Origin of the sequence: Brevibacillus fluminis (genome assembly GCF_003710825.1) — a bacterium.
GTDB lineage: Bacteria > Bacillota > Bacilli > Brevibacillales > Brevibacillaceae > Brevibacillus_D > Brevibacillus_D fluminis.
Genome location: NZ_RHHQ01000012.1, coordinates 95,099 through 119,515, shown reverse-complemented (window position 1 = coordinate 119,515; position 24,417 = coordinate 95,099). Strand labels below are relative to the sequence as shown.

Sequence of the window (24,417 nt, the reverse complement as noted above, 5' to 3'; positions counted from 1 at the left end):
TGTGTCAACAATAACACAAATATATTCCGTGCTATAGCGCTTCTCCGTAGCATCATTTCGCCACAACATCAGATTCTCTTATACTGGATGAGAGTTAAAAATATAGAGATAGACCGAGAAAATACAGGATTTGACTGGCGCTGTGTCATTTTTTTTAAAAAAAGTGCGAATTTGCGAGAGAAAGTCGAATTTTGTTCGTTGTCTATGATGTAAAGGCCTTTACCGAATATCTGGGAGGAATTATAGAAATGAGATGTGATGAACGGAATTACATCGAGCGATTAAAAAAGAAAAAAGAAGACGCTTTAGAGTATATCGTAGACAAATATTTGGGACTTGTGAAAGGTACCGTGTGCAAAGTATTAGGCCCGACATACCAGTCCGGAGAGTTTGAGGAATGCATAAACGATGTTTTCCTGGCGGTATGGAATCATGCCAATCAATTCGAAGGAGAAGGAGAGGATTTTAAAAAATGGCTCTATAAAATAGCCAAATATCAAGCCATTGACTACTACCGGAAGATGGTGAAGCGCGACGAGGTCTCCTTGGAAGCCGAGAGTATCACACATGGTTTATCGACGGAAGATCAGGTTGTGCTGCATGAGAGTAAGCGAGAGCTTATGGCGTTCATCCATACATTGCAGCCGATTGATCAGAAAATATTCACAATGAAATATTTCTTGGGCGTCAAATCAGACGATATCGCCAATCAGTTAGGGCTTACCAGGACGGCTGTGGACAATAGAGTTTTCCGCGGAAAGAAAAAGTTGGCCGAACAGGCGACAATGAACAGATAGGAGAGAGAGCCATGCGGGATATTTACCGGTTATTGAAAGAAGTAGAGGTCGATGAGGTGGAAATGAGAGAAATCGAGGAAGCGACGAAGGTTACCATGCTTGAAAAAGCAAAAGTGAAAAAACGATTGCTGGAATCGGTTAGAAAGAAGAAGGGATGGGCCGGAACGAAAGTGATCGCGGCAGCGTTCGCTGGTCTTCTGGTTGGAGGTACTGCTTATCTGGGAATAAACGATCCGGCCTACGCCGCTGGTATTCCGGTTATCGGTGATATTTTCCGTTTTTTGGATAGCGGCCGAACAGGTGTGTATGATTTGTACCAGACCAATGCCAACGAGGTGAATGTGAGCAAAGAGAGCAACGGGATTCAGATCACAGTGAAGAATGCCGTTTTTGATGGCAAAACCATTTCCTATACGTACGAAGTAAAGTCTCCTCAAGATCTCGGGGAATCGCCATTAATCGGTGTAGGACCTTCCTTGCTTATCCATAACTATAATGGCGGACTGACGGGAAGCAATCATGTAGAGAAAGTAGCGCCGAACACTTACGTCGGGCAAGCAAACTACAGTATCGCTGGGGAGATGGAACAGGTAGAGTGCCAGCTGTCTATCAACAACATCCTAAAAATCGAGAACAATCAGCAAGAAGAGATCGACGGAAAATGGTCGTTTTCCTTTAAGCTGCAAACTGTGGAAAGCGATGCGAAGCTTGTTCATAAACGTACTGAGAAAGACGGCTTCGTCGTAACGATTGACAAAATCAAACGAACCCCGATGTCATTCGTAACGGACTATACACAGCAAGTGCCAGATGAATACCGGGATCGTTTGCAGGATGTAAGCGCCCATCTGATTGTCAAGGATGATTTGGGCAATGTGTATGAGGGCGAAGATAACGGCGGACATGGCGATTCCTCTACGGGGATCATGAAATGGAGCATGACCTTCAGAAAGTTGGAGGAGAAAGCCTCGAAGCTGACGATTACGCCAATCATCTACATCTCAGAAAATAAAGGCGGGGTTTCTTTTGATGAGAACGGAAAAGAGAAAAAAGAAACGCCTGTGGGCACAAAGGAAAACAAAAAAGTTACCATGCCGGAGATTACGATAGAGATAAAGTAGGTAAAGAATATTTGAAAGTAAGAAAGCCGGCTTGACTGAGCACCTCTTTGTTTTCCCCATTTTCATTTTTCCTGTTGACCCTCACGCAACGTGATAAAGTACGCTCTACTTGTGGAGGTGATGAGATGGCATACAAAGTAAAAGCCGTAGCCGAGCTGGTCGGCATCAGTGTGCGCACGCTCCATCATTATGATGAGATCGGCCTTTTGAAGCCGGATTCCACCACTCCGACTGGCTACCGACTCTATACCGATGAGAATCTGGAAACGCTGCAGCAGATCCTGTTTTTCAAAGAAATCGGCTTCAATCTCCAGGAAATCAAAGCGATTCTGGACAATCCCGCGTTCGATCGCAAGCATGCCCTGCAATCTCATCGGGAGCTGCTGTTGCAAAAGAAGCAGCGGCTTGAGGAAATGATCCGCACCGTAGACAAAACCATTGAATCAATCGAGGGAGGAAGCAAAATGGAAACTGACAAAATGTTCGAGGGTTTCTCGATGGAAGAGATTGAGAAGCATCGGGAAACGTACGCCGATGAGGCGCGCCACCTGTACGGCAAAGAGATTGTGGATGAGAGCGAAAAGCGGACCTCCGCTTATACCAAAGACGATTGGGCATCCATTAACGACCAATGGAACGACATTTATCAGCAGGTCATCGCCGGTATGCCAAACGGCCCCGCCGACCCGCAGGTGCAAGCAGCCGTCGCCCGGCTACGCGCGCACATCACCGCCAATTTTTACGACTGTACGCCGGAGATTTTTCGCGGATTGGGCGATTTGTACGTGCAGGATGAACGGTTCACCAAAAACATCGATAAGCATCATCCAGGACTGGCGGCATTTTTACGCGAAGCGATGCATGTGTATTGCGACCGATTGGCGGAATAAAAAAGGAGGGGCGTCCGATACTGGCGCTCCCCCTTTGCTACTTTTCCTCTTACTTTTGCGAAAACTCTCCCAAACGATGCAGGACATGACACGTACACGAAATGCCTTTGAAAAACAGAGCAACGGACATGTTTTCATTCGGCGCATGATTCGCTTCATCCGCATTGGCATAGGGGACCATCACGGAAGGAACGCCCAATATTTGTGTCCAGACGTAATCGGGCAAGCTGCCTCCGACGCCGGGTACCAACAGCGGCTCGACCGTATAAGCATCCGCTACCGCCTGTACAATCACGCTGATGATTTCCAAGTCAGCGGGAGTTCGCGATGGCTTCATCTCCCCTTGATGCAGGACCTCAATGTCCGGTGCGTGCTTCTTCACATGGGCGCAAAACTTTTGAAAAATATCTGCCGGATCCTGATCGACGACAAGCCGGATATCCATTTTCACGCTTGCTCTCGCAGGAATGATCGTCTTGGACCCCTCTCCCCCATATCCGCTATGAAACCCGCAAATATTAAAAGTCGGTTCCAACGATAGCTGTCGGTAAAAGGTTTCTGCGTCTGCTTCAAACTCCGGATAGCCGATCTGCTTGATCAGCTCCTCCCGATCGAAGGGCAGCTTGCGGAACAATCCAAGCTCGTAGTCGGTTGGCTGTCGGATGTGATCGTAAAAGCCTTCGATCAGCACCCGGCCCTTTTCATCTCGCATCGTTTTTAACAGATCGATCAGCATCCAGGCCGGATTCGGTGCGATATTGCCCATATTGCCGGAATGATGATCCCATTTAGCTCCGTGCGCCACCAGCTCGACACCCAATATCCCTCTAACACCTAGCTCGACGGAAGGAATACCGCTGGCATGCATCGGCCCATCGGATGTATAGACGAGGTCACATGCCAGCAATTCCTTGTGCTCCTCGACAAAAGCGGCGAGATGGGGGCTGCCATTCTCCTCCTCGCCCTCAAACACTAGCTTCACATTGACCGGCAGCTCCCCATAACAGTCCAGCATCGTTTTGATTGCCAGTACTTGTGCCATCAGCTGCCCTTTGTTGTCACCGACCCCACGGCAATAAATCCTGCCATCCCGAATCGTCGGTTCAAAGGGAGGCGATTCCCATTCTTCGATCGGATCGGGAGGCTGCACATCATAATGACCATAGATTAGCACCGTGAAGTCATTTTCTTCCTTGATCCATTCTCCGTAAACGACCGGATGTCCGGCTGTTTCGATCAGACGGCTCGAGATGCCGCACTCCTCCATCACTTGTTTCAACAACTCTGCGCACTCCCGCACGCCTTTGTTCATCGTGCTGATGCTTTCCTGCTTCAACAAGGCAAACAAACGCTGTAGGTAGTGTTCGTTTCGCTCTTCAATCAATTGCTCAACCGTAGCCAAGCCCACGTTTTTCCCCTCTTCCATCCTATCTCCCTTTCCTTTTTCAACCGTACAGATGGCACGCCACGCTTTGCTGATCGTTCACCTGAATCATGCGCGGCCTAACTTCCTTGCACATCTCCATCACGTTCGGGCATCGTCCCCAAAACGCGCATCCCGCAGGCGGATTAACCGGTGACGGCACATCCCCTTGCAAGACGATTCGCTCTTTTCTTTTTCTGGGGTCTGGCACTGGGATCGCGTTCAACAGCGTTCTGGTGTACGGATGCAATGGATTGCTAAACAAGGCCTCCGTGGTCCCCAGCTCTGCCATCCTGCCCAAGTACATGACACCCACACGATTACAGATATGACGCACGACCCCGAGATCATGCGAGATGAATAAATAGGTCAGCCCAAACGCTTCTTGCAAATCCTGCATGAGATTCAAAATTTGCGATTGGATCGACACATCCAATGCGGAGACAGGTTCATCCGCGACCACCAGCTGCGGCTGGAGGATGAGAGCACGGGCAATGCCGATCCGCTGCCGCTGCCCTCCTGAAAATTCGTGCGCGTAGCGATTGGTATAGGTGTGGTCTAGCCCGCAGACCTCCATGATCTGGCGTATTTTTTCCGTCCGCTCCCGCGCGTCGCCCAGCCTGTGTGCTTTCAGCGGCTCATCCAAAATCTCTTTGACCGTCAGCCGTGGATTGAGCGACGAGAACGGATCCTGGAACACCATCTGCAAATGTCTGCGGTTCTGCCTCAATTCTCTCGCCGGAAGGGCTGCCAGGCTCTTTCCCGCAAAACGGATTTCGCCGGCCGTCGGCTTGACCAGCTGCATGATCGCCCGTCCTGTCGTCGATTTGCCGCAGCCTGATTCTCCCACAAGCCCGAGCGTCTCTCCTTGCCGGATGGTAAACGAGACATCATCGACCGCCTTCACCAGACCATTCGTTTTGGTCAACGCCCCGCTCTTGGCTGGAAAATGCACCTTCATCTCATTCACTTCTAAAAGCGGTTCCATTCCTTTCGCCTCCATTCACCTAGACATACAGCCAGCAACGGCATGTATGCTTGTTCCCCACCGCAATCAGCTCGGGGTCTTCCTCCCAGCATCGGTCAAAGGCGCGCTCGCACCGATCGGCGAAGCGGCATCCTCGGGTGATCGTTCCTGCTGGCGGCACTTGCCCTTTGATCGAATGCAAGCGGCCTCTTTTTTCCTCTGCGGATGGAATGGAGAGCAGCAAACCGATCGTATAAGGGTGTTTCGGGTCATGGAACAAATCATCCACTTCCGCCTCTTCCACAATCTCCCCTGCATACATCACCACTACGCGATCACACATTTCAGCGACGACACCGAGATCATGGGTAATCAGCATGATCGCCGTGTTTTCCTTCTCCTGCAGCTGTCTCATCAGGTCCAAAATTTGCAGCTGAATCGTCACATCCAGCGCAGTCGTCGGCTCATCGGCAATCAACAGCTTGGGTTGACACGCCATCCCGATCGCGATCATCACCCGTTGCCTCATTCCGCCCGACAATTCAAACGGGTAGCTTTGATAAATTTGCTCCGCGCGTGAAATGCCGACGAGTTTGAGCATCTCGATGGATCGTTCTTTTGCCTCCTGCCTGGTGGCGCTTGTATGCAGGGAAATGACTTCATCGAGTTGCTTGCCAATCGTGAAGACGGGATTCAAGGAGGTCATCGGCTCTTGAAAGATCATCGAAATCTCGTTACCTCGCACACCTCGCATCTCTTCATCCGACAACCGCATCAAGTCTCTGCCGTTGTAAACGATTTGTCCGGAAGCGATACGACCGGGCGGGCTAGGAATCAGGCGCATGATCGATAATGACGTGATGCTTTTGCCACAGCCCGATTCCCCAACAATCCCCAGCGTTTCTCCTGCATGCACCGCAAAGGAAATGTCGTTGACGACCGTAACTTCTTCCTCTTCTTTTGCAAAATTCACCCGCAGTTCTTTGACTTCCAATATCGGCTTTTTCATTCTCGGTTTCCTACTCCTTCAGCTTGGGATCGAGCGTATCGCGCAGCCCGTCACCAAGCAGATTGAAACTGACGACGGTCAACACGATCGCGATCCCCGGGAAAAATGTCGGATAGAACAAATTCCGGCTGTTGTCTTTGGCCGCGCTCAACATCGCGCCCCATTCCGGCGCCGTAATATCTCCGCCCAGTCCGAGAAAGCTGAGCGCCGCGCCTAGCAAGATCGCGGTACCGATCCTCATCGTCAAATAAACCATCACGACAGGCAGCATCCCGGGCAAAATATGACGCATGATAATCACCGCATCTTGCACGCCGATCGATTTCGCCGCCTCCACATACGTCATCTGCTTGAGGGACAAGGTGCTCCCCCTGACGATGCGGATAAAGATCGGTACGGTAAACACGGCGACTGCAAAAATAATGTTGGTCATCCCCGCTCCCAAGACGGCGATAACCGCGATCGCTAGTAAAATCCCAGGAAACGCAAGCAAGATATCGGTCAGTCGGGTAATGCTCGAATCGACCCATCTGCCGTAATAGCCGGCCAAAAGGCCAAGCAGCGTCCCGATCACCGCCCCCATCCCTACGGAGACGAATCCGATGAACAGCGTTTCCCGTGTTCCGGCCAGCACACGACTGAAAATATCGCGATTCTGGTGATCGGTCCCAAACCAATGAAGCATGGACGGCGGCTGATGCTTACTGCTGTCGTGCAGCGCGATTTTTGGCTGATCCGCCACAAGCTGGACGAGCATGGGTTCTTTGTGCATCGTGTCAACAGCAATCGGCACGATTGTGGAAACGAGCCCGAGCGATGCTTTGACCTCGCTGCTTCCAGAGCCAAGCGCAGTTACCGTGCCATCGGGACTTACGCGCAGCACCTGATCATTCATCGATTCAATGCGAACCTGCTCGGCGTCCGTCTTTTTCTTCCCTGTTAAAAACCCGTTGCTTTCACCTTTCTCTGACGTGCCTGTCCCAAGCGATTGCTTCAGCTTGCTTTGAATTTGCTCCCAACCAACCAGCTTTTCACCGTTTGAAAGCACAGCCTCCAGCTCAAGCCGGAACGAATCCCCCTTTTTAACGATGCCTGTCGGGCCGCGCAGCACAAGCTGGGTGACGATTGGCGGGGAATCTGCAACCGAAACGTCCACTTTGACCTGTGCCGAGATGTTGCCCTTGGCAATGAGCACAGTGGTGCTTCCTTGTCCGATCGGCGTCACGCTGATGGCGCCGTTATCTTCACTAGCTAAGGCAATCTGCCGGTTCGCGCTTTGCAGCGTGAGATCCGTCACAGGACGTTCGGTTCCATCGCTCATCTTACCCGTTATGTGAATCACCCCCATGCTTCCCTTCGCCCGATCGATTCCCTTTTCCGCATATTGTTCGGTCACGGATCGGTTCGGGTCAAAGGGGGTGATCCAGGGACCTGCAAGCCCAAGCAGGAAGATTGCGATCAACACCCAAAGGGCGGCAACCGCCATCGATTGTTTCTTGAATTTTTTCAGGAATAACTGAACGGGCGAGTACGTCTTCACTTCCCGATGTCGCGGTACACGGACATCCGGCTGATTGCGTGATGCTTCTTCATGAATCTGGCTCTTCATACGTCTGCTCCTCTTGGTTATTCATAGCGGATTTGCGGATTCACGAGACTGTAGCTGATATCGACCAGCAGATTGACGATGAGGAACTGGACGGAAAAGAGCAAGATGAGCGCCTGCATCGCCGGATAATCGCGGGCAAGCACCGAATCGATCAAGTACGATCCCAACCCCGGCCAGGCAAAAACCTGCTCAACTACCACCGCTCCTCCAAGCAAAAAGCCAAACTGCAGCCCGGTCATCGTAATGACGGGAATCAGCGCGTTGCGCAGCACATGGGTCCAAATGATGACGGACTCCCGCTGCCCTTTTGCCCGGGCCGTTCGTACGAAATCTTCCTGCAGCACCTCCAAAACACTGGAACGCGTGAAGCGGGCAATGATTGCCGCTACGCCGAATCCAAGCGTAATCGACGGAAGAATCAGGTGGGCAAAGGTGCCGCTGCCGCTTGTTGGCAGCCACCCCAATTGGACCGCGAAAACCTGCATCAGCATGAGCCCGAACCAAAACTCAGGAATACTGATGATTGTCGTGGTCGAGATAATTCCCAGCCGATCCCAAAACGATTTGCGTTTGGCGGCAGAATAAATGCCGACAACCAACCCGATCAACAAGGCCCAGAACATGCTGGCAAACGTTAAGCCCAGCGTGTACAGAAAACGCCTGCCGATCTCATCGGACACATTTGTTTTTGTTTTATACGAAATACCGAAATCGCCGGAAAGAATTTGTCCGAGGTACCGCCCATACTGCACATAAAGCGGATCATTGAAGCCCAACTTCGCTTTCATCGTTTCATAGGTAGCCAGATCCATATCGGCACCGTACATGATGCGAATCGGGTCTCCCGGCGTCAGATGCACGAACAAGAATGAAATGATCGAGACGACCGCTACAATCGGAATGATGCCGATTACGCGTTTTAACACATATCTAGCCACTCGCTACACCTTCTCTACAGAAACTAAAACTTGCGCTCATTTTTTGTAAGCCGCATTAAGCCGAACGGTATCAAGCGCAACCGACACATCGGAAACGTTTTTCCGTTTCGCGATCACTACGTCAGGAACGTACAGGAAAATCCATGGTGCTTCATCCATGATGACCTTTTGCGCATCGGCATATTTTTGTTGTGCTGCTTTGTTGTCTGTCATTTTAAGCGCATCGTTTAAGAGTTGATCGACTTGTTTGTTCATATAGAAGCCCGAGTTGTTATAATTCGGTGGAACCCGATCCGAGGCAAAATTTGGCCGCAAGCCCCAATCCGCTTCCGCCGTGCCCGTTCCCCATCGCCCGATGAACAAGTCGGTCCCTTGGCCGGAATCCAGTTTCTCAAACAGCGTGCCGCTCTCGTATGCCTGTACCTCGACTTTGATCCCTACGCTTTGCAGCTGGATTTTGATATTTTCCGCAATGGCGACGAACTCGGTCGAGTTGCGCGTCCATAGTGTCGCAGTGAAGCCATTCGGATAGCCGGCTTCCGCCAAAAGCGCCTTCGCCTTATCCACGTTATGCGCGTAGCTTTGCTGCTTGGCATACCCTTTGACCAACGGGGACAACGGCGAATCGGCGACAGTGCCGAACCCATCCGCCACCTGACTGATTAGCTGCTCCTTGTTGATCGCATAGTTTAATGCTTGGCGCACACGTTTGTCCTTGTACTTGTCCAGCTTTGCATTGATGCCGACATAAAGCATGTTGAGCGAAGGGCCGGAAAACACGTCCACACTCGAATCTGTCCCCATTTTTCGCGCATCAAGCGTAGGCAGGCTGGTCACAAGATCCACCTCGCCCGCTTTGAGCATGTTGACCCGCGTACTTGCCTCCGTCACCGGCTTGAACACAATTGCTGCAAGCTTTGCTGGTTTTTCCTTATTCCAATAGTCTGTAAAGGCTGTCACTTTTATGGATTGGCCATTTTTCCATTCACTGAACTTGTAAGGACCCGTTCCTACCGGATTGCGGTCCAAGCTGTATTTCGGATCGTCGATCTTCTTTTGCAGCTCTTTTAGCGATTTGAAGCTGGCAGACGGATGCGCCATATACGCGACCATCGCAGAATCAGGCTCCTTGGCTGTGACGGTGACCGTGTACGGGTCTGCGACCGTAACCTCCTTAATAAAGCCGAAAAAGCTCGCTCGCGCCATGCCATTCGCCTTGTCGCGGACATAATCCAAATTCGCTTTTACGACCTGTGCATCAAAAGGAGTGCCATCGTGAAAGAGAACCCCTTTGCGCAAATGAAAGGTCAAGGATGTCGCATCAGCACTGAGCTTGTAATCGGTTGCAAGAACCGGTAGGATCTCCCCGTTTTCATCCAGTGTCAGCAACCCTTCGAACATCGTGGACAAAATGTGCAGCGTGTTGCTGTCGGTCGAATTCCACGGGTCAAGCGAGGTCGCTTCCGCTTCCAATGCCACCGTAACCTCCGCATTTTGCTCCACTTTGGTTGTTTCGGTTTGCTGCGCTTTCTCCGCTGTTTTTGGATCAGTCGCCGGTGGTTGGCCACTAGTGCCGGAACAGCCCGTCATGACAGCCGTTGCCAGCAAAAAGCTGACCGATAGCAAAACCCACTTTTTTCTCGCTTTCACTTGAAATCTCTCCCCTTATTTTCAATTAAGTGAAACTACAGTGCTAAAAAGCATGAATTATGCCAAAAAAAGAGGCTTGTCACAACCATTGATTTTCCTTGGTTTTTCTCTTCAATTGTGCGTGCAATCAGCCGCTCATTGGTTTACGATAAAGAATAATCGGTTATTTTACGTGCACATTTTACCCAAACATACCCAAATAACCAAAAGCGAGGTCAACGCTGAGATGAATGAATTCGTTTTACTAGCAGGCAGCAAGGACACCCGCACCGCGCTGGTCAATCAGCTCCAGGAAATTTTGGATGGGTACGTGCGGATCGCCAGCTATTCCATCGAAGAAGGTCTTCCCGGATTGCTGCACGATCAACTGGTCGTCATCTCGCACCCTTTGGTACTAGAAGATCCCGCAATCCATCACTGCCTGGGCAGCAACTGCAAGGTCATCATCGCCAAACGGATCATTAACTACGAAAACATCGACAAGCTCTTGTATTTGCCTGCCGGGACAAATGCTCTCTATGTCAACGATTCTTTGGAAACGTGCATGGAATCGATCGATTCGTTGAAAAAGCTGGGGATCGATCACATCCATTACGTTCCGTTTTATCCCGGTCTGCAAAATGCACGTAAAATCGAAATCGCGGTGACGCCCGGTGCGTTCGAGCTGATCCCTGAGCATGTCCGGGACGTGGTAAGCATCGGCCCGCGCCTGATGGATATCTCGACGATCAATCAAATCTTGGACCACTTCCATCTCAACGAGCCCGGCGATATCATTTCCCAGCGCTACCTGCGTAAAATCATCCAGCTGAGCAAGCGGCTGGCGGATACGAACCAAATCGCCACGAATCTCAACAAACACTTAAATGATGTGCTGGATGGCGTCAACGACGGGATTTTGACGATTACCCGGGAAGGCAAAATCACCGTATTCAATGAAGAGCTTGGTCATCTGCTTGGCGTCTCGCCCAAACAAGTCATCGGCAGACAAATTGATCAGGTCATCGCTCACCCGGAGCTGGTCGATTTTTTGCTGTCTCCCTCCCAGGAAGAGAATCGCTGGTTTGCCTTTGGCCAGGTTGAGGCTGTCGTTCAACGGTTTCCGCTGAACAAGGACCAATCGCTCGTAGCCACCTTTAAGAACGCACGAAAAACGATTGAGCTGGAGAGATCGCTGCGTACTGAATTGAAAAAGAAAGGCTTTGTGGCCAAATATACGTTTGACGATCTGATCGGGGAGAGCCGCGCTATTACGCAAACAAAGACAGCCGCCAAAAAGCTCGCCAAAACCGAGCTTACCCTATTGATCCAAGGCGAAAGCGGCACAGGCAAAGAGCTTTTTGCTAGCGCCATTCATAACGCCTCCTTGCGAGAGAAAGGGCCGTTTCTCGCTGTCAATTTCAGCGCCATCTCCGAGGACTTGATGGAAAGCGAACTGTTCGGCTACGAGGACGGCGCCTTCACCGGTGCGAAAAAGGGCGGAAAAGTTGGCTTGTTCGAGCAGGCGAACGGCGGCACGATCTTTTTGGATGAGATCGGCGACAGCAGCCTCAAATTGCAGGCGAGACTTTTGCGTGTGCTACAGGAAAAAGAGATCATGCGCATCGGCGGCAGTAAAATCATCCCGATCGACGTACGGATTATCGCCGCCACCAACAAAAATTTGCTGCAAATGATCGATCAGGGGACGTTTCGCGAGGACTTGTACCACCGGCTGCGCGTGCTCTTCGTCGACCTCCCTTCGCTGCGGACACGGTCGGACGACATCCCGCTGCTCATTCGCCAGTTCATCCGACACAGCCAGCACTCGGATGTAACCGTTACGGCAGGGGTTATCGAAAAGCTTGTGTCCTTGCCTTGGTACGGAAATGTGCGGGAGCTGAAAAATACGATCGACTACATGCTGGCGATTTGTGAGGACAATATGCTCCGTATGGAGGACATTCCCCATGAGAGCAGCTTTCAACGAAGAGGCGATTCGTCCGGCTTACTCGGTGGGGCGGCCCGCACGCAAACAAATGCGCCGCCGGTCATTCCTGATGAAGAAGACGAGCTGCTGCTTATTTTGCGCGGTATGCAGGCCATTGCGGAGCGCGGGGCAACGCCGAATCGGAGAAGCATCGCCGAGTCGACCGCAAGCTGGGCTCGGCCGCTGAGCGAGCAGCAGGTTCGGAGCAGGTTGGACGTGTTGGAGCTGCGGGGCTATATCGTGAAAAATCGCGGGCGATTCGGGACGAGGCTGACTGAGGCGGGGCATGCGTGGTTATCCTCACATAAAAATCCCAGAGGATAATCTCCTCTGGGGTCTTTTCACGTCACCTATAAAATTTCGTAATGACATTAAACCCTCGTCCGGAAATGGCTCATCTCATCGAGAATGCCTGTCATTCGAAAAAAGCTCATGACTGAGCCGTGTAACTGAATTGGGCAAGGTCTATTTTTTCCCGCAACCAACAGGTCAAAATGGCAAAAAGGACCCCCAGACTGGTAGAGTGATTACTAGCCTGGAGGTAAGTTCTATTTTTCTCCACCTATGTTTCTAATGGAAAATGACACGCAACCTGCCTATTATCGATTGCTTGCAGCTGCGGTTCCTCCCTTTTGCATACCTCTTGCACGTATGGGCATCTCGTATGGAAACGGCAGCCCGCTGGCGGATTGATCGGGCTTGGAATTTCCCCTTCAAGAATCAGCTTTTCCTTGTTTCTTGCATGCGGGTCCACAACCGGTGCAGCCGCGATCAAAAATTTGGTATACGGATGCAGCGGACGCTCATACACTTCATTCGTCGGTCCTAGCTCCATCAGCTTCCCGAGAAACATGACGCTGATCCTATCAGAAAAATAACGGACTACGTTCAAATCATGCGAGATGAACAAATACGTAAGGTTGTTTTGCTCCTGAAGCCGTTGCAACAAATTGATAATTTGAGATTGAATCGATACGTCCAGCGCAGATACCGGCTCATCACAGACAACGAACTTGGGGTTAAGCGCCAGTGCCCGGGCGATCCCGATCCGTTGTCGTTGCCCCCCGCTGAACATGTGCGGATACCGATAGCCATACGCTTTGCGTAAGCCGACCACTTCCATTAATTCCAGCACACGCTCTTCCTTTTCTTTCAGACTCATCGACTCATGCGTGATTAATGGCTCTCCGATGATATCCATTACTTTCATCCGCGGGTTTAAGGAAGCGAACGGGTCCTGAAAAATGATCTGCATTTGCTTTCTCAATTGGCGCAGTTCAGAACTGCCCAACTGAAATATGTTTTGCTCTTCAAAAATTGCTTCCCCTTCTGTCGCCTCTTGCAAGCGGAGCAGCGTTCGACCCAAGGTACTTTTGCCGCATCCCGATTCTCCAACGATTGCAAGCGTTTCACCTTCATAGATATCAAAACTGATATCATCTACAGCACGAATCGTCCCCAGCTTCTTGCGAAAGAGTCCTTTTTCGATAGGAAAGTATGTTTTCAGGTTCCTGACTTTCATCAATACACGGCCCACAGCCACACCCCCTCTTATTTGTACTTAATGCATCTGACCATGTGCCCGTCGCCTGTATCTACAAGATCAGGCTCAATTTCTCTACACGCGTCTTCTGCATACATACATCTGGGATGGAATCTGCAGCCCTTGGGCAAATTCAACATATTCGGAACCATGCCTTCGATACTGTACAATCCCTTCTTCTTGTTTTGCTGTACATTGCCACGGGGGATCGATTTGAGCAAGCCTTCTGTATATGGATGCTTGGGATGATCAAACAGCTCAAACACATCCGCATGCTCCATCACTTTTCCGGCGTACATGACGTACACGTAGTCGCACATCTCGGCCACGATGCCCAAATTATGAGTGATCATGATAATCGACGTATCGATCTCTTCCTGAAGCTGTTTCATCAGCTTCAAAATTTGCGCTTCGATCGTCACGTCAAGCGCAGTTGTTGGCTCATCGGCAATCAGCAGCTTCGGACGACAAATCAATGCCATCGCAATCATGACTCGCTGCCGTAATCCACCTGACAGCTGGTGAGGGAACGCACGATATCGCCTTTCTGGCTCGGGAATGCCGACCATTTTGAACATATCGATGACCTTTTGTTTCGCTTCCTCTTTTTGCATCGTCTTGTTATGGAGCAAAAGCGTCTCTGCCACTTGCTTGCCGACCGGATAAACAGGGTTTAGTGACGTCATCGGCTCCTGAAAAATCATTGAAATCTCATTCCCCCGCAGTGAGCGCATTTCCGATTTGGACAGTCCCACCAGGTTTTTGTTTTGGAACAGGATTTCTCCTCCGGCAATTTTTCCGGGAGACGCGATGAGCTGCATAATTGATAAGGACGTCATGCTTTTGCCGCATCCTGACTCTCCGACAATCCCGATGATTTTTCCTTTTTTCACGGAAATGCTTATATCATCGACGGCAGGGACAACACCCTTGTCCGTGTAAAAGTAGGTTTGCAAATGGTTGATCTCCAAGACGGTATCCGATGGTTTCATCCCCTTATTCCCCCTATTGCTTCAAATATGGATCCAAGGCATCCCGCAGGCCATCGCCCAAAAAGTTAAACGCCAAAACGATCAGCAAAATCGCGATGCCAGGTGAAATCGCAACCCAAGGGGCATTGAACAAAAACTCCTTGCCATTGGAAACCATCAAGCCCCAGCTGGAAGCAGGCGGTTGTGCGCCTACTCCAAGAAAACTCAGGCTCGCTTCTGACAAGATCGATCCCGGAATCTCCAATGTAAACAGGACAAGCAGCTGCGGGATGCAGTTCGGCAAAATGTGGCGCAGCATGATGACAATCGGCTTAACCCCAATCGCTCGGGAAGCTTCGACGAACTCTTTGTTTTTCAATGATAGCGTTTGTGCGCGAACGACCCTCGCCGTACCTGCCCAACCCACTATGCTCAGTGCAATAAATATATTTAAAAGGCTCGCTCCAAGCGTATACATGACGACCATCGCCAGCAGCAAGGATGGAAACGACAGCACCATATCCGAAATCGTCATAATGACAAAGTCTGTTCTACGGCCAAAATATCCCGCGACAATGCCCAAAACAATACCGATTGACATCGTAATCAAGCTCGGAACAATTCCGATCAATAGCGAGATTCGCGAACCATAAATCATTCTGGAAAAGACGTCTCTACCAAACATATCGGTTCCTAGCCAATACTCGGCACTTGGTTTTTGGAATTGCAGATCCAATGACACGGCATACGGATCATGAGGTGCGATCCACGGGGCAAAGATCGCCATCAGGATGAACAGCGCGATCACGATTCCGCCCGCGACAGCCATGCGGTCTTTGCGTAATGATTTAAAGATATCCTGCCAGAACGTCTCTTTGACCAATTCATCACTCGGTTCGAGCATTTCTTTTTTCAGGAGCACATTTCTCGCAATATTCAACGTCTAGTCCCTCCTTCAATCGTATTTGATCCGTGGGTCGATCAGTGAATAGAGAATGTCGGCAACCAAATTCCCCACGATGACGAGGACGGTCGTAAACATAACGGCTCCCTGGAGCAGTGGCATGTCCCTGTTTTGAATCGCATTCACCGCGATCCTTCCGATTCCCGGTATACCAAAAACACTCTCCGTAATGACCGCCCCCGACAAAAGCCCGGCGACTTGCAACGCCATGACGGTGACGACGGGGAGCATTGCGTTTTTTAAGGCATGGTTCATGACCACTTTGAGCTCAACATTGCCCTTGGCCCGTGCTGTACGAATGTAATCATTGCGCATCACCTCAAGCAGGCTTGAGCGGGTAAGTCGTGAGATCGTCCCAGCAGAGCTCCAGCCAAGCACGATCGCTGGCATGATCAAATATTCGGGACCACTGAATCCAGAAACCGGCAATATGCCCAACCAGAAAGCAAACACATATTGAAACAGCAGCCCAACCCAAAAGACCGGAATGGATACACCAAGTAGGGAAAACCCCATGATGGAGTTGTCCAGATAGGAACGCTTCTTCACCGCGGATAAAACACCAGCAGGAATACCAATGATCCACGATACCAAAGCTGCTGCAATCGCAAGTGTCAATGTGTTCGGAAAAGCATCCATCAGAAGGGACGAAACCGATCGATTCAACTTATACGAGACGCCAAAATCGCCATGCAATGCATCCCAGATATAACGGAAAAATCGGAAATACGCCGGATCATCCAAGTGCATCTGCGCCCGCACTCGGGCAACAACCTCTGGGCTGATATGCTCTTTCATCATCAGCGCGATCGGGTCACCCGGAATCACATTCAAGAGAATAAACGTTATTAGTGCAATGCCAAATGTTACCGGTATCGATATAAGAATCCTGCGAATGATGTAGTGCCCCACGCAACCACTCCTCCTCTTTGTTGCTGTTGGCTATTTTTTGCTGACCGCTCGTTGCGGCTCCCAGCCCTTGTAGCCGCTTCCTATGTAAAAATAACTACTTGGAAAAAGTAGTTATTTTTACAAGGAGCATGGTTTATTTCTTCCAAACGTTTTTATTTCGCGTCAACAATCTCGATTCCGTAATAGTTCATCGAAGTCCAGCCGTTCCAAGACACCTGGAAGTTTTTCACGCGTGGTTGCACAACGAACAATTTATTCAAGGCAAACAGCGGTATCCATGCAGCATCATCTTGCACGATTGTTTTCTCCATCTCCTGGTAATCTTTGATCCGCTGTGTTTGGTCAACCATTGTTCTCGCCTTTTCCAGCTTGGCATTCACATCCAGGTTTTTGTAGTTATACGACCTGGCTTTGGTGTTTTTCTGAGAGAAGAACGTGTAGAAGAAGTTGTCTGGGTCATTGTAATCCGCTGACCAATCGGCATGATAAGATGGCAGTTTCCCTTCTTTTCTTGTGGCGAAATACGTAGATTCGTCCAATTGTGTAATCTTTACTTTGACACCTACATTTTGTAGCATCGCCTGTACGGCTTCATTCATTTTCAGTGTTTCCGAGCTTTCCGTCGTTTGGGCGATTTCCATGTCAAACCCGTTCGGATACCCTGCTTCGGCCAGTAATTGTTTTGCTTTTTCCGGGTTGAACTCAATCTTCGGCAAATCTGGATTATAGCCCAGCAGCCCTGGTGGCGAAATCCCATTCACCAATTGACCTTCCCCGTAATACAGCTTATCGATCAGTGTTTGACGATCGATTGCCATTTGCAATGCTTTTCTGACTCTGACATCGTCTAATGGCTTAATGTCTTCATTCAGACAATAGTAGTACGTCCCGACGATCGGACCTGAAACGATGTTGTTCTTCCATTTTTCATTGTCACGGAATTGTGGAATTTGCGAGGCCGAACTGCTCAAATCGAAAACGTCGAGCTTGCCAGTCTCAAACATCATTCGCTTCGTTTCCGCGTCTGGCACGAACTTGAAATTGATGCCATCGAATTTGGGAGCCCCTTGGAAATAGTCCTTATTCGCTTCCATCACGACAGTGTCATTGACTGTCCACGATTTCATTTTGAATGGGCCGGTACCGATCGTTTTGGACGGCTCGATCCCGAATTGATCGCCCGCTTCGGTTGTCGCTTTGCGGTTATAGATGGAACCCGGCGGCGTCGCCAGATTTGCCAAAAATGGTGCAAATGCTTTAGCCAACGTTATGGAAATGGTATTGTCATCGATGACTTTGATCCCGCTGACGCTTGTCGCTTTGCCATCCATGCGGTCTTTCGCGCCAGCGATCATGTCCAGGAAGTCTGTATTTAATGCTTTCGTCGCTGGATCAAGCATCCGGTCAAACGTATACAAGACGTCATCGGCCTTAAACACTTCGCCATTGTGGAATTTCACGTTTTTCCGCAAATGGAACGTATAAGTGAGACCATCCGGCGACACGTCCCAGCTTTCGGCAAGACTTGGAACGAGTTCGGATTTACCTGGCGAAACCGTTTTGGCCTCTATAAGGCGATCGTAAATATTCAATGGAATGGTATATTCCGATGTCGTTTTTTGTACATCTGCGGTTCCGGGGTCTGTGGATTCCGCGATCGTTAACATGCGGTCTCCGCCTCCCCCGCCGCCACAGCCAGCGAGAACGGTTGATGCCAGAATAATCGGAATGAAAATGGATGAAAACAGTGATTTTCTGCGTTTCTTCATTAGTTTACCCCCTTGTTTCATAAGTAATGGGTTCGCTTTCCAACTTCCTAACGTAAGACATTTTGACAACCGCTTCAACCAATATCCATGCTGCTTTATTGCTCGTAGGTTCGCTTAGGTTAAGACCACCTCAGTTCCTTATAAAGCTTTAATAGATTAATATTACTTCTCATACTTAAGTAAGTCATTGCGCTAATTGTATAAATTTTCACTCAATTTTGTCTATTATATTTATTCAGTGTGTCCTATTTTTATTATTAGATTGTGATTATAGGGGGTTACCTCGCTCTCAAATAGAAGAGCTTTGTCTCCTCGCCATCTCAGCCCGATGATGGCTGAGGTGAGCGCGACCCAGAGAACGACCCAAAACAGATTGAACGGCATCCCGAGCACATACGGCTCCACTCGTCAAGTACTGTACCGGTACTTGCGCTTTTTCCGATTGCTCCTCAATCATCGTGCGCACCTTTGGATGAATGTACGTGAAGTTATGCCAAAAGCGTTTCATTCGAGTTCGTATTCTCTCTCAATCACTGTACTGCCCCTAAACTCGCGCACGGCCACCGCCATCAAGGATACACGGTCACAATGACTCCTTCCCGATTGTCGCCAGAAATCTCATAGTGGCGATTGATCGGTACTTGAATCGTATCGCTTTGCGAAATTGGATAATACGAGATTTCAAACGTTTTACCATCGACGATTGCAGTCATGTCTTTTTCGTTTCTCAGAGCATCCAAATATTGCTCCAAAGTGAGGTGACGCTCATGCATAATCGCACTGTGAGGCAACCCAATGTAGCGGTAATGCCAAGGTTCATAGTTAATCCCTGTTATATCCGCCTTGTCCTCTGGATAGCGCAAAATAAATCCGTATTTCCAGGAATTTTCTTTCAGCCACTTTCCTTCAGGTGCTTGCTCCATCTTCATTTGCGTAGATCCGATATCGAGCGATACCCCCAAATTGTGTTCGCTATAGCCCGCTGGCAAAGCATAGTCCGAACCCATTTCTTTATAGAGCCGTCGTTGCTCTTCAAGGCTCCGATACCCGCTGTTAATCATAAAATGGCTCACATGATCGCTGATTGCAGCATGGACCATCTTGGTAAATGCTTGCACTACGCTCTCTGACAACTGAATGCGATCGTCAAGCAACCGATATCCATTGACCAATTCTTTGTGCAAAGAAAGATCGACCACATCAGATTTTATCCCTTCCGGATGAACAGGATAATCCTTGTTGACCAATAACAGATTCCCTTGGTATACCTGGCCATTTTCAATGTTTATCGTTTGATATTCCTGAGAGGAGTCCCCAATGTGTCTTTCACGTTGATGATCTTGTCCACTCCCCAGTTTTGGTTGAACGACTTTATAACCCAGCAACAATATCAAAATGACAAACAAAAATACCCACTTTTTCATTTTCAGTTTCCTCCCTGGCTCTTTACCCATTCAGGATAGGAAAAACAGTTAAAAGAAAAAGTGGGGTGAAAATAAAATTTTTCTAAAATCATGGCCAGATTTTATGCCGGTTCTTGTGAAGCGGATTCATGTGGTAGCCGCACTTCAAAAAGTGTACGAATCAGATTGCTTTGGACAGAAACCATCCCCTGATGCTGCTCCACGATATTTTTGGCAATGAATAAGCCGAGGCCTGTGCTCCCCTCCCGTTGGGTTCGCGCTTTGTCGCCAGTATAAAACATTTCAAATATATGCGGCAGCTCTTTTTCGGGAATCGGGTCACCGTAATTGATCACCTGGACAACCACCTCATCGCCATCCCGAAAGCTATTGATATCGACAAACTGGCCATCATGCCCATAGCGAATGGCATTGGTCAGGAAATTCTCGAATACGCGTGCCAGCAGCTCTCCATTTCCTTGAATCGTCAAATGCGGGGTCACATTCACTCGCGCTATCAGATGATTTTTCTCAAAGGAAGGATACAACTCTTCGTTTAGCTGGATAAGCAATTCACCCAAGTCGATTGAGTCCTGTTCAATGGCGACCGTACCATAGTTCATTCTGGTGATTTCGAACAGTTCATCGATGAGCATTTCCAATCGTTGCGACTTGGTAAAAGCAATCGTTGCGTAATGTCTGATTTGTTCCAGAGTCAACTGCTCTTCCCGTAGAATCAGATCCAAATAGCCTAAAACGGAAGTCAGCGGTGTACGCAAATCATGCGCCAGATTCAACACCAACTGATTCTTGCTGTTTTCGGCAAAATCTCCTCTTTCTACGGCTTTTTGCAATTTTTCACTTGCCAGATTCATGTCTTTGGCAATATTCCCGAACTCGTCATTGGACGAAATATGCATGCGACGAGAAAAGTCACCATTTGCGAGATGATGAATGCCCGTGGAAAGCTCTTGAAAATACGTTGTATAAGGTTTGGTGAAGATATAGAAAAATAATATAGCAAGCGGAATAAAAATAAGTAAAAAAAAGTAGATATCCCCCACGTCTCGGATGAAATAGCGAATCGGTCTCAATGGATTTTCAAACTTCACCTGAGTCCAATAGTAAATCTGTAGCGCTTTATAGAGCAAATAGGTGATGGATCCGGATAGAAGCATGCTTAGCCCTAGGAGGACAATCATTTTGAACCGAAAGCTTCGTATCATCTTAGCCATTAAATGAGTACCCCACACCCCAAATCGTTTTTATAAATTTGTTTTTCGTCTTTTCTTCCCCAAGCTTTTTCCGCAAAGTTCGTATATGCACCATCACCGTATTACAGCCTTCATAGTACGCCTCACCCCACACCTGCTGGAAAATATTTTCGGCACTGTATACTTTCTTCGGATAGCTGGCTAGCAGATACAATATATCAAACTCTTTTGGCGTTAGCTCGATGGTTTCACCGTACAGGCTAACGGTGTGCTCATCCGGATAAATGACCAGGCCCCCCACCTCCAAAACCATTTTGCCCACTGTTGCCGGTTGATTCAGTTGTATGTAGCGTCGCAACTGGGCATTCACGCGGGCAATCAACTCCATTGGATTGAAAGGCTTGGTCATATAATCGTCTGCCCCCTGAACCAGTCCTGTGATTTTGTCCAGATCAGACGTTTTTGCACTCAAAAAGATGATCGGTATATTATGCTGTTCGCGAATGAGTCGGGTGACTTCATACCCATTCAGCTTGGGCATCATAATATCCAAAATCGCCAAATCAATCGAATGCGTCGAAACAGCATGAATCGCTGCCTTCCCGTCCGATGCGATAAAATAATCGTAACCTTCTTTTTTTACGTGTAAGGCGATTAGCTCCGCAATTTCCGCCTCGTCGTCAGCTATCAATATTGTCATGCGTTTCATTGTTTTCTCCCTATTTTCATTTCAGATGCTTGTTGCTGCTAAACAAAAATGCACCCCTTGAATCGGTTTTCCAAGGAGTTTTTCCTATTCTACCAAAAGGGGTGCACTTCATTTTAAGTGGAGAGTTTTTTACAAGCTATTCTTTTTTATAGGAATCCATAATCTCTCCCGTTTTCGCATCTATTCCAAAAGTAATCGAGCGTTTGGAATCTTTTTCAGTAAATGTGATGTTATATTTGCTAAAGTTGCCTACAAAGTTGTCAATAACATTGGCACTTGTAATCTCATACGATTTTGTTTCTGGATGCAAGGCATGGATTTTATCTACCCCGGATTTTGCGTATGAAAGAACTTCAGAAGCCGTCAATGATTGTATGGTATAGCTAACTTTCCCCGTTTTTGCATCTACTGCAAAATCAAAAAAGTTATTTGAATCTTTTTCAAGGTTAACAACATATTTATCATGCTCGCCTTTTGATACCACATCTTCATAAGCACTAATCTCATAGGATTTTGTTTCTGGAAACTGAGCATAGACTTGATCGATTGCTGCTTTTACATCCTTGTCCGCAAGCGCCTCGGAGGCTTTGACTTTTTTGTAAGTTCCTGCATACAATCCCTCAGAATCTTGGTTTTGAGCTGCAGTATTTTGAGTTGGATTTTCCTTTGCACTTACTAGTATACCACCAGATACGGCGATCGCAGTGACCAATCCAAAGGCTGTCAAACGTACGGATGTTTTTTCAAGTAATTTTTTCATACTAACTCTCCTTCGAGTTTATGTTTTTGGGGGATTTCTTTCCCCTAGGTATAAGTTAGAGAAAACTATTTAAGAAAAAAGTGGGGTAAACTTAAAATTTTTATAAAATGAAGACATTCCGATGCCAAGTAGCGCAAAAATCGCTCCCATTTGTGGCGTGTTACTCTTCTCCGCACTTGATCAACTGTTTTATAAACCTCGTCCTCATATAATAGGGGTTGTCTCCCCCACGTAAATTTCGCCCGAATATGTAAACGGGTTCGACATCGTTTCCGTATTATTGAAGTCGATGTATTTAAGTACGAAAGTTGCATAAAACCCCATTTTCCACACAAAAAATCCGCCAGCTCATCGGCCAACGGATTTCATCTTTCCGCCTATCATTCTCCACTCACACCGACTGTGGGCGCTCTTTCACCACCACATTAGCCCCCAACGCAACAATCCCCACATTCAAATCCTGCACCGCTCTTGACAGCGTCGGGAATAAAGTCGCGACCGTCGTTCCAGTAACCGTAATATAAACAACAGTAATCACCCCGCAAATCATTCCAACAGCTCCACCCGGTAACAAGCGTCAGAGCGAACACCATGTCGATAAACGGAACAAGCGAAAGAAGATGGGTGACTTTCATCTAATTGCCCCCTTATCCGATGCTCTGTTTTCTTGGCTTTTTCGAAACTCGTTTTAGAGAAAGCCCAATTCTTTCTGTCCGTTATCGGTGACGATGCCTTTCACGATTTTGAGCACGCCTTCCGCATCGTTAAGATTGACCAGTTCGATCGGGGAATGCGAGTATCTACGCGGGGTGGCCACCACTCCGACCGGAATGCCTTTTCCGGCGATCGCCAAATTGGCGGCATCGGTCGTGTAGCTGTCTCCAATCAGCGTCAAGTACTGTACCGGCACTTGCGCTTTTTCCGACTGCTCCTCAATCATCGCGCGCACCTTTGGATGAATGTATGTGAAGTGTCCGCCTGCCGCATCCGCCACGGGGCATGCCGGGCCTTTGCCGAGATATACCGGGAGCACTTTCTCCGTCTCGATGTCCGGCGTATCGCCCGCAGGAATGGTGTCGAGCACAATCGCGTAGTCGGGTTCGAGCTGGTTGCCGACCATCGTCGCGCCGCGCAGCCCCACTTCCTCCTGTACCGTCACGACCCCGTACAGCGTTCCGGCAAACGCGGTGTCCTTCAGCTGGTGGAACAGCTCGATGACGATCGCGCAGTTGATCCGGTTGTCCACGGATTTAGTCGAAATCAGGTCGGAATTGTGCATTTCCATGAAGTCGCTTTGCAAGACGATCGGATCGCCGATCTTGATGCCCATCGCTTCCACTTCCTGACGGGAGGAAGCGCCCACGTCGAGGTAGCAATCGCGGATCGATTTGACCTGCCTGCTCTCTTCAGGTGTCTGCAGATGGCCCGCCTTGATCCCGATCACGCCGGGCAGCTTTTTGCTCGTGATCCACACCTTGCGCCCCAGCAGCAATTGATCGGAGACATAGCCGATTTTGTCAAAGGCGATGTAGCCGTTTGGATAAATGTTTTTGACGCAAAAACCGACTTCATCGGAGTGCGCGCACACCATCAGCTTCGGTCCCGGCTTCGATCCGTGCTTCACGGCGATCACATTGCCGCTCGGGTCGACCTTGACCTCGTCGGCAACTGCGGCCAGCTGCTCCTGCAAATAGGCGACCACTTCCTGTTCCGCGCCCGAAACGCCTACCATCCCTGCCAACTCGCGAAATCTTGCCTTGATTCTTTCCTTCATCCTTCCTGCCTCCTTCAAGTTCAAT

General features: G+C 49.0%; 21 protein-coding genes and 1 pseudogene. 4 read left to right on the top strand and 18 right to left on the bottom strand.

Annotated elements, in window-relative coordinates; translation table 11 throughout:
* Window positions 1-248 precede the first annotated feature (248 nt).
* From EDM56_RS14775 to EDM56_RS14765, 3 genes are all read left to right on the top strand, one after another.
* Window positions 249-797 (top strand): sigma-70 family RNA polymerase sigma factor, encoded by a 549-nt coding sequence (locus EDM56_RS14775; protein WP_122918667.1) that lies wholly within the window; start codon window positions 249-251, stop codon window positions 795-797.
* 11 nt (window positions 798-808) lie between these two features.
* Window positions 809-1,918, top strand: a complete 1,110-nt coding sequence (locus EDM56_RS14770; RefSeq protein WP_122918666.1) for a DUF4179 domain-containing protein — start codon at window positions 809-811, stop codon at window positions 1,916-1,918.
* Window positions 1,919-2,043: 125 nt separating this feature from the next.
* Window positions 2,044-2,808: a MerR family transcriptional regulator gene (locus EDM56_RS14765; RefSeq protein WP_122918665.1), complete on the top strand. Its 765-nt coding sequence runs from the start codon at window positions 2,044-2,046 to the stop codon at window positions 2,806-2,808.
* A gap of 49 nt (window positions 2,809-2,857) precedes the next feature.
* Here EDM56_RS14765 and EDM56_RS14760 read toward each other — a convergent pair whose 3' ends face one another.
* Genes EDM56_RS14760 through EDM56_RS14735 form a run of 6 tightly spaced genes read right to left on the bottom strand, consistent with a single transcriptional unit; the run spans window position 2,858 to window position 10,404 of the window.
* A complete protein-coding gene (locus tag EDM56_RS14760; protein ID WP_183192448.1) occupies window positions 2,858-4,234 on the bottom strand; it encodes a M20/M25/M40 family metallo-hydrolase in 1,377 nt (458 codons plus the stop codon).
* A 19-nt stretch (window positions 4,235-4,253) separates the two neighbouring features.
* Window positions 4,254-5,219, bottom strand: coding sequence for an ABC transporter ATP-binding protein (locus EDM56_RS14755; RefSeq protein ID WP_122918664.1), 966 nt, complete (start codon window positions 5,217-5,219; stop codon window positions 4,254-4,256).
* A gap of 19 nt (window positions 5,220-5,238) precedes the next feature.
* The gene (locus EDM56_RS14750) at window positions 5,239-6,207 is read right to left on the bottom strand and encodes an ABC transporter ATP-binding protein (RefSeq protein ID WP_122918663.1); all 969 of its coding nucleotides are present in this window, start codon (window positions 6,205-6,207) and stop codon (window positions 5,239-5,241) included.
* A 10-nt stretch (window positions 6,208-6,217) separates the two neighbouring features.
* A complete protein-coding gene (locus tag EDM56_RS14745) occupies window positions 6,218-7,816 on the bottom strand; it encodes an ABC transporter permease (protein ID WP_122918662.1) in 1,599 nt (532 codons plus the stop codon).
* Window positions 7,817-7,833: 17 nt separating this feature from the next.
* A complete protein-coding gene (gene nikB / locus EDM56_RS14740; RefSeq protein WP_122918661.1) occupies window positions 7,834-8,754 on the bottom strand; it encodes a nickel ABC transporter permease in 921 nt (306 codons plus the stop codon).
* A gap of 36 nt (window positions 8,755-8,790) precedes the next feature.
* The gene (locus tag EDM56_RS14735) at window positions 8,791-10,404 is read right to left on the bottom strand and encodes a glutathione ABC transporter substrate-binding protein (RefSeq protein ID WP_122918660.1); all 1,614 of its coding nucleotides are present in this window, start codon (window positions 10,402-10,404) and stop codon (window positions 8,791-8,793) included.
* Between the two features lie 226 nt (window positions 10,405-10,630).
* Here EDM56_RS14735 and EDM56_RS14730 point away from each other — a divergent pair, with 226 nt between their 5' ends.
* A complete protein-coding gene (locus EDM56_RS14730; protein WP_122918659.1) occupies window positions 10,631-12,697 on the top strand; it encodes a sigma-54 interaction domain-containing protein in 2,067 nt (688 codons plus the stop codon).
* Window positions 12,698-12,935: 238 nt separating this feature from the next.
* Here EDM56_RS14730 and EDM56_RS14725 read toward each other — a convergent pair whose 3' ends face one another.
* From EDM56_RS14725 to EDM56_RS14670, 12 genes and pseudogenes are all read right to left on the bottom strand, one after another.
* Window positions 12,936-13,895, bottom strand: coding sequence for an ABC transporter ATP-binding protein (locus EDM56_RS14725; RefSeq protein ID WP_122919177.1), 960 nt, complete (start codon window positions 13,893-13,895; stop codon window positions 12,936-12,938).
* Window positions 13,896-13,924: 29 nt separating this feature from the next.
* Window positions 13,925-14,908, bottom strand: a complete 984-nt coding sequence (locus tag EDM56_RS14720; protein WP_122918658.1) for an ABC transporter ATP-binding protein — start codon at window positions 14,906-14,908, stop codon at window positions 13,925-13,927.
* 13 nt (window positions 14,909-14,921) lie between these two features.
* Window positions 14,922-15,827: an ABC transporter permease gene (locus EDM56_RS14715; RefSeq protein ID WP_221175981.1), complete on the bottom strand. Its 906-nt coding sequence runs from the start codon at window positions 15,825-15,827 to the stop codon at window positions 14,922-14,924.
* A gap of 15 nt (window positions 15,828-15,842) precedes the next feature.
* Entirely contained in the window at window positions 15,843-16,763 is a 921-nt protein-coding gene (locus EDM56_RS14710) for an ABC transporter permease (RefSeq protein ID WP_122918657.1), read from the bottom strand.
* Window positions 16,764-16,915: 152 nt separating this feature from the next.
* Entirely contained in the window at window positions 16,916-18,532 is a 1,617-nt protein-coding gene (locus EDM56_RS14705) for an ABC transporter substrate-binding protein (RefSeq protein ID WP_122918656.1), read from the bottom strand.
* A 231-nt stretch (window positions 18,533-18,763) separates the two neighbouring features.
* Window positions 18,764-18,940, bottom strand: a pseudogene (locus EDM56_RS14700) (DUF3311 domain-containing protein); the annotation flags it as partial.
* Between the two features lie 161 nt (window positions 18,941-19,101).
* The gene (locus tag EDM56_RS14695; RefSeq protein WP_122918655.1) at window positions 19,102-19,956 is read right to left on the bottom strand and encodes a M15 family metallopeptidase; all 855 of its coding nucleotides are present in this window, start codon (window positions 19,954-19,956) and stop codon (window positions 19,102-19,104) included.
* A 101-nt stretch (window positions 19,957-20,057) separates the two neighbouring features.
* Complete coding sequence (locus EDM56_RS14690) at window positions 20,058-21,170, bottom strand: sensor histidine kinase (protein ID WP_122918654.1); 1,113 nt, start codon at window positions 21,168-21,170, stop codon at window positions 20,058-20,060.
* Entirely contained in the window at window positions 21,163-21,858 is a 696-nt protein-coding gene (locus EDM56_RS14685) for a response regulator transcription factor (RefSeq protein WP_122918653.1), read from the bottom strand. Before EDM56_RS14685 ends, EDM56_RS14690 begins: the two co-directional genes overlap by 8 nt.
* A 136-nt stretch (window positions 21,859-21,994) precedes the next feature.
* Entirely contained in the window at window positions 21,995-22,618 is a 624-nt protein-coding gene (locus EDM56_RS14680) for a PepSY domain-containing protein (RefSeq protein ID WP_122918652.1), read from the bottom strand.
* A 425-nt stretch (window positions 22,619-23,043) separates the two neighbouring features.
* The gene (locus tag EDM56_RS14675; protein WP_122918651.1) at window positions 23,044-23,253 is read right to left on the bottom strand and encodes a hypothetical protein; all 210 of its coding nucleotides are present in this window, start codon (window positions 23,251-23,253) and stop codon (window positions 23,044-23,046) included.
* A gap of 53 nt (window positions 23,254-23,306) precedes the next feature.
* The gene (locus tag EDM56_RS14670) at window positions 23,307-24,392 is read right to left on the bottom strand and encodes a M42 family metallopeptidase (RefSeq protein WP_122918650.1); all 1,086 of its coding nucleotides are present in this window, start codon (window positions 24,390-24,392) and stop codon (window positions 23,307-23,309) included.
* Window positions 24,393-24,417: the final 25 nt, after the last annotated feature.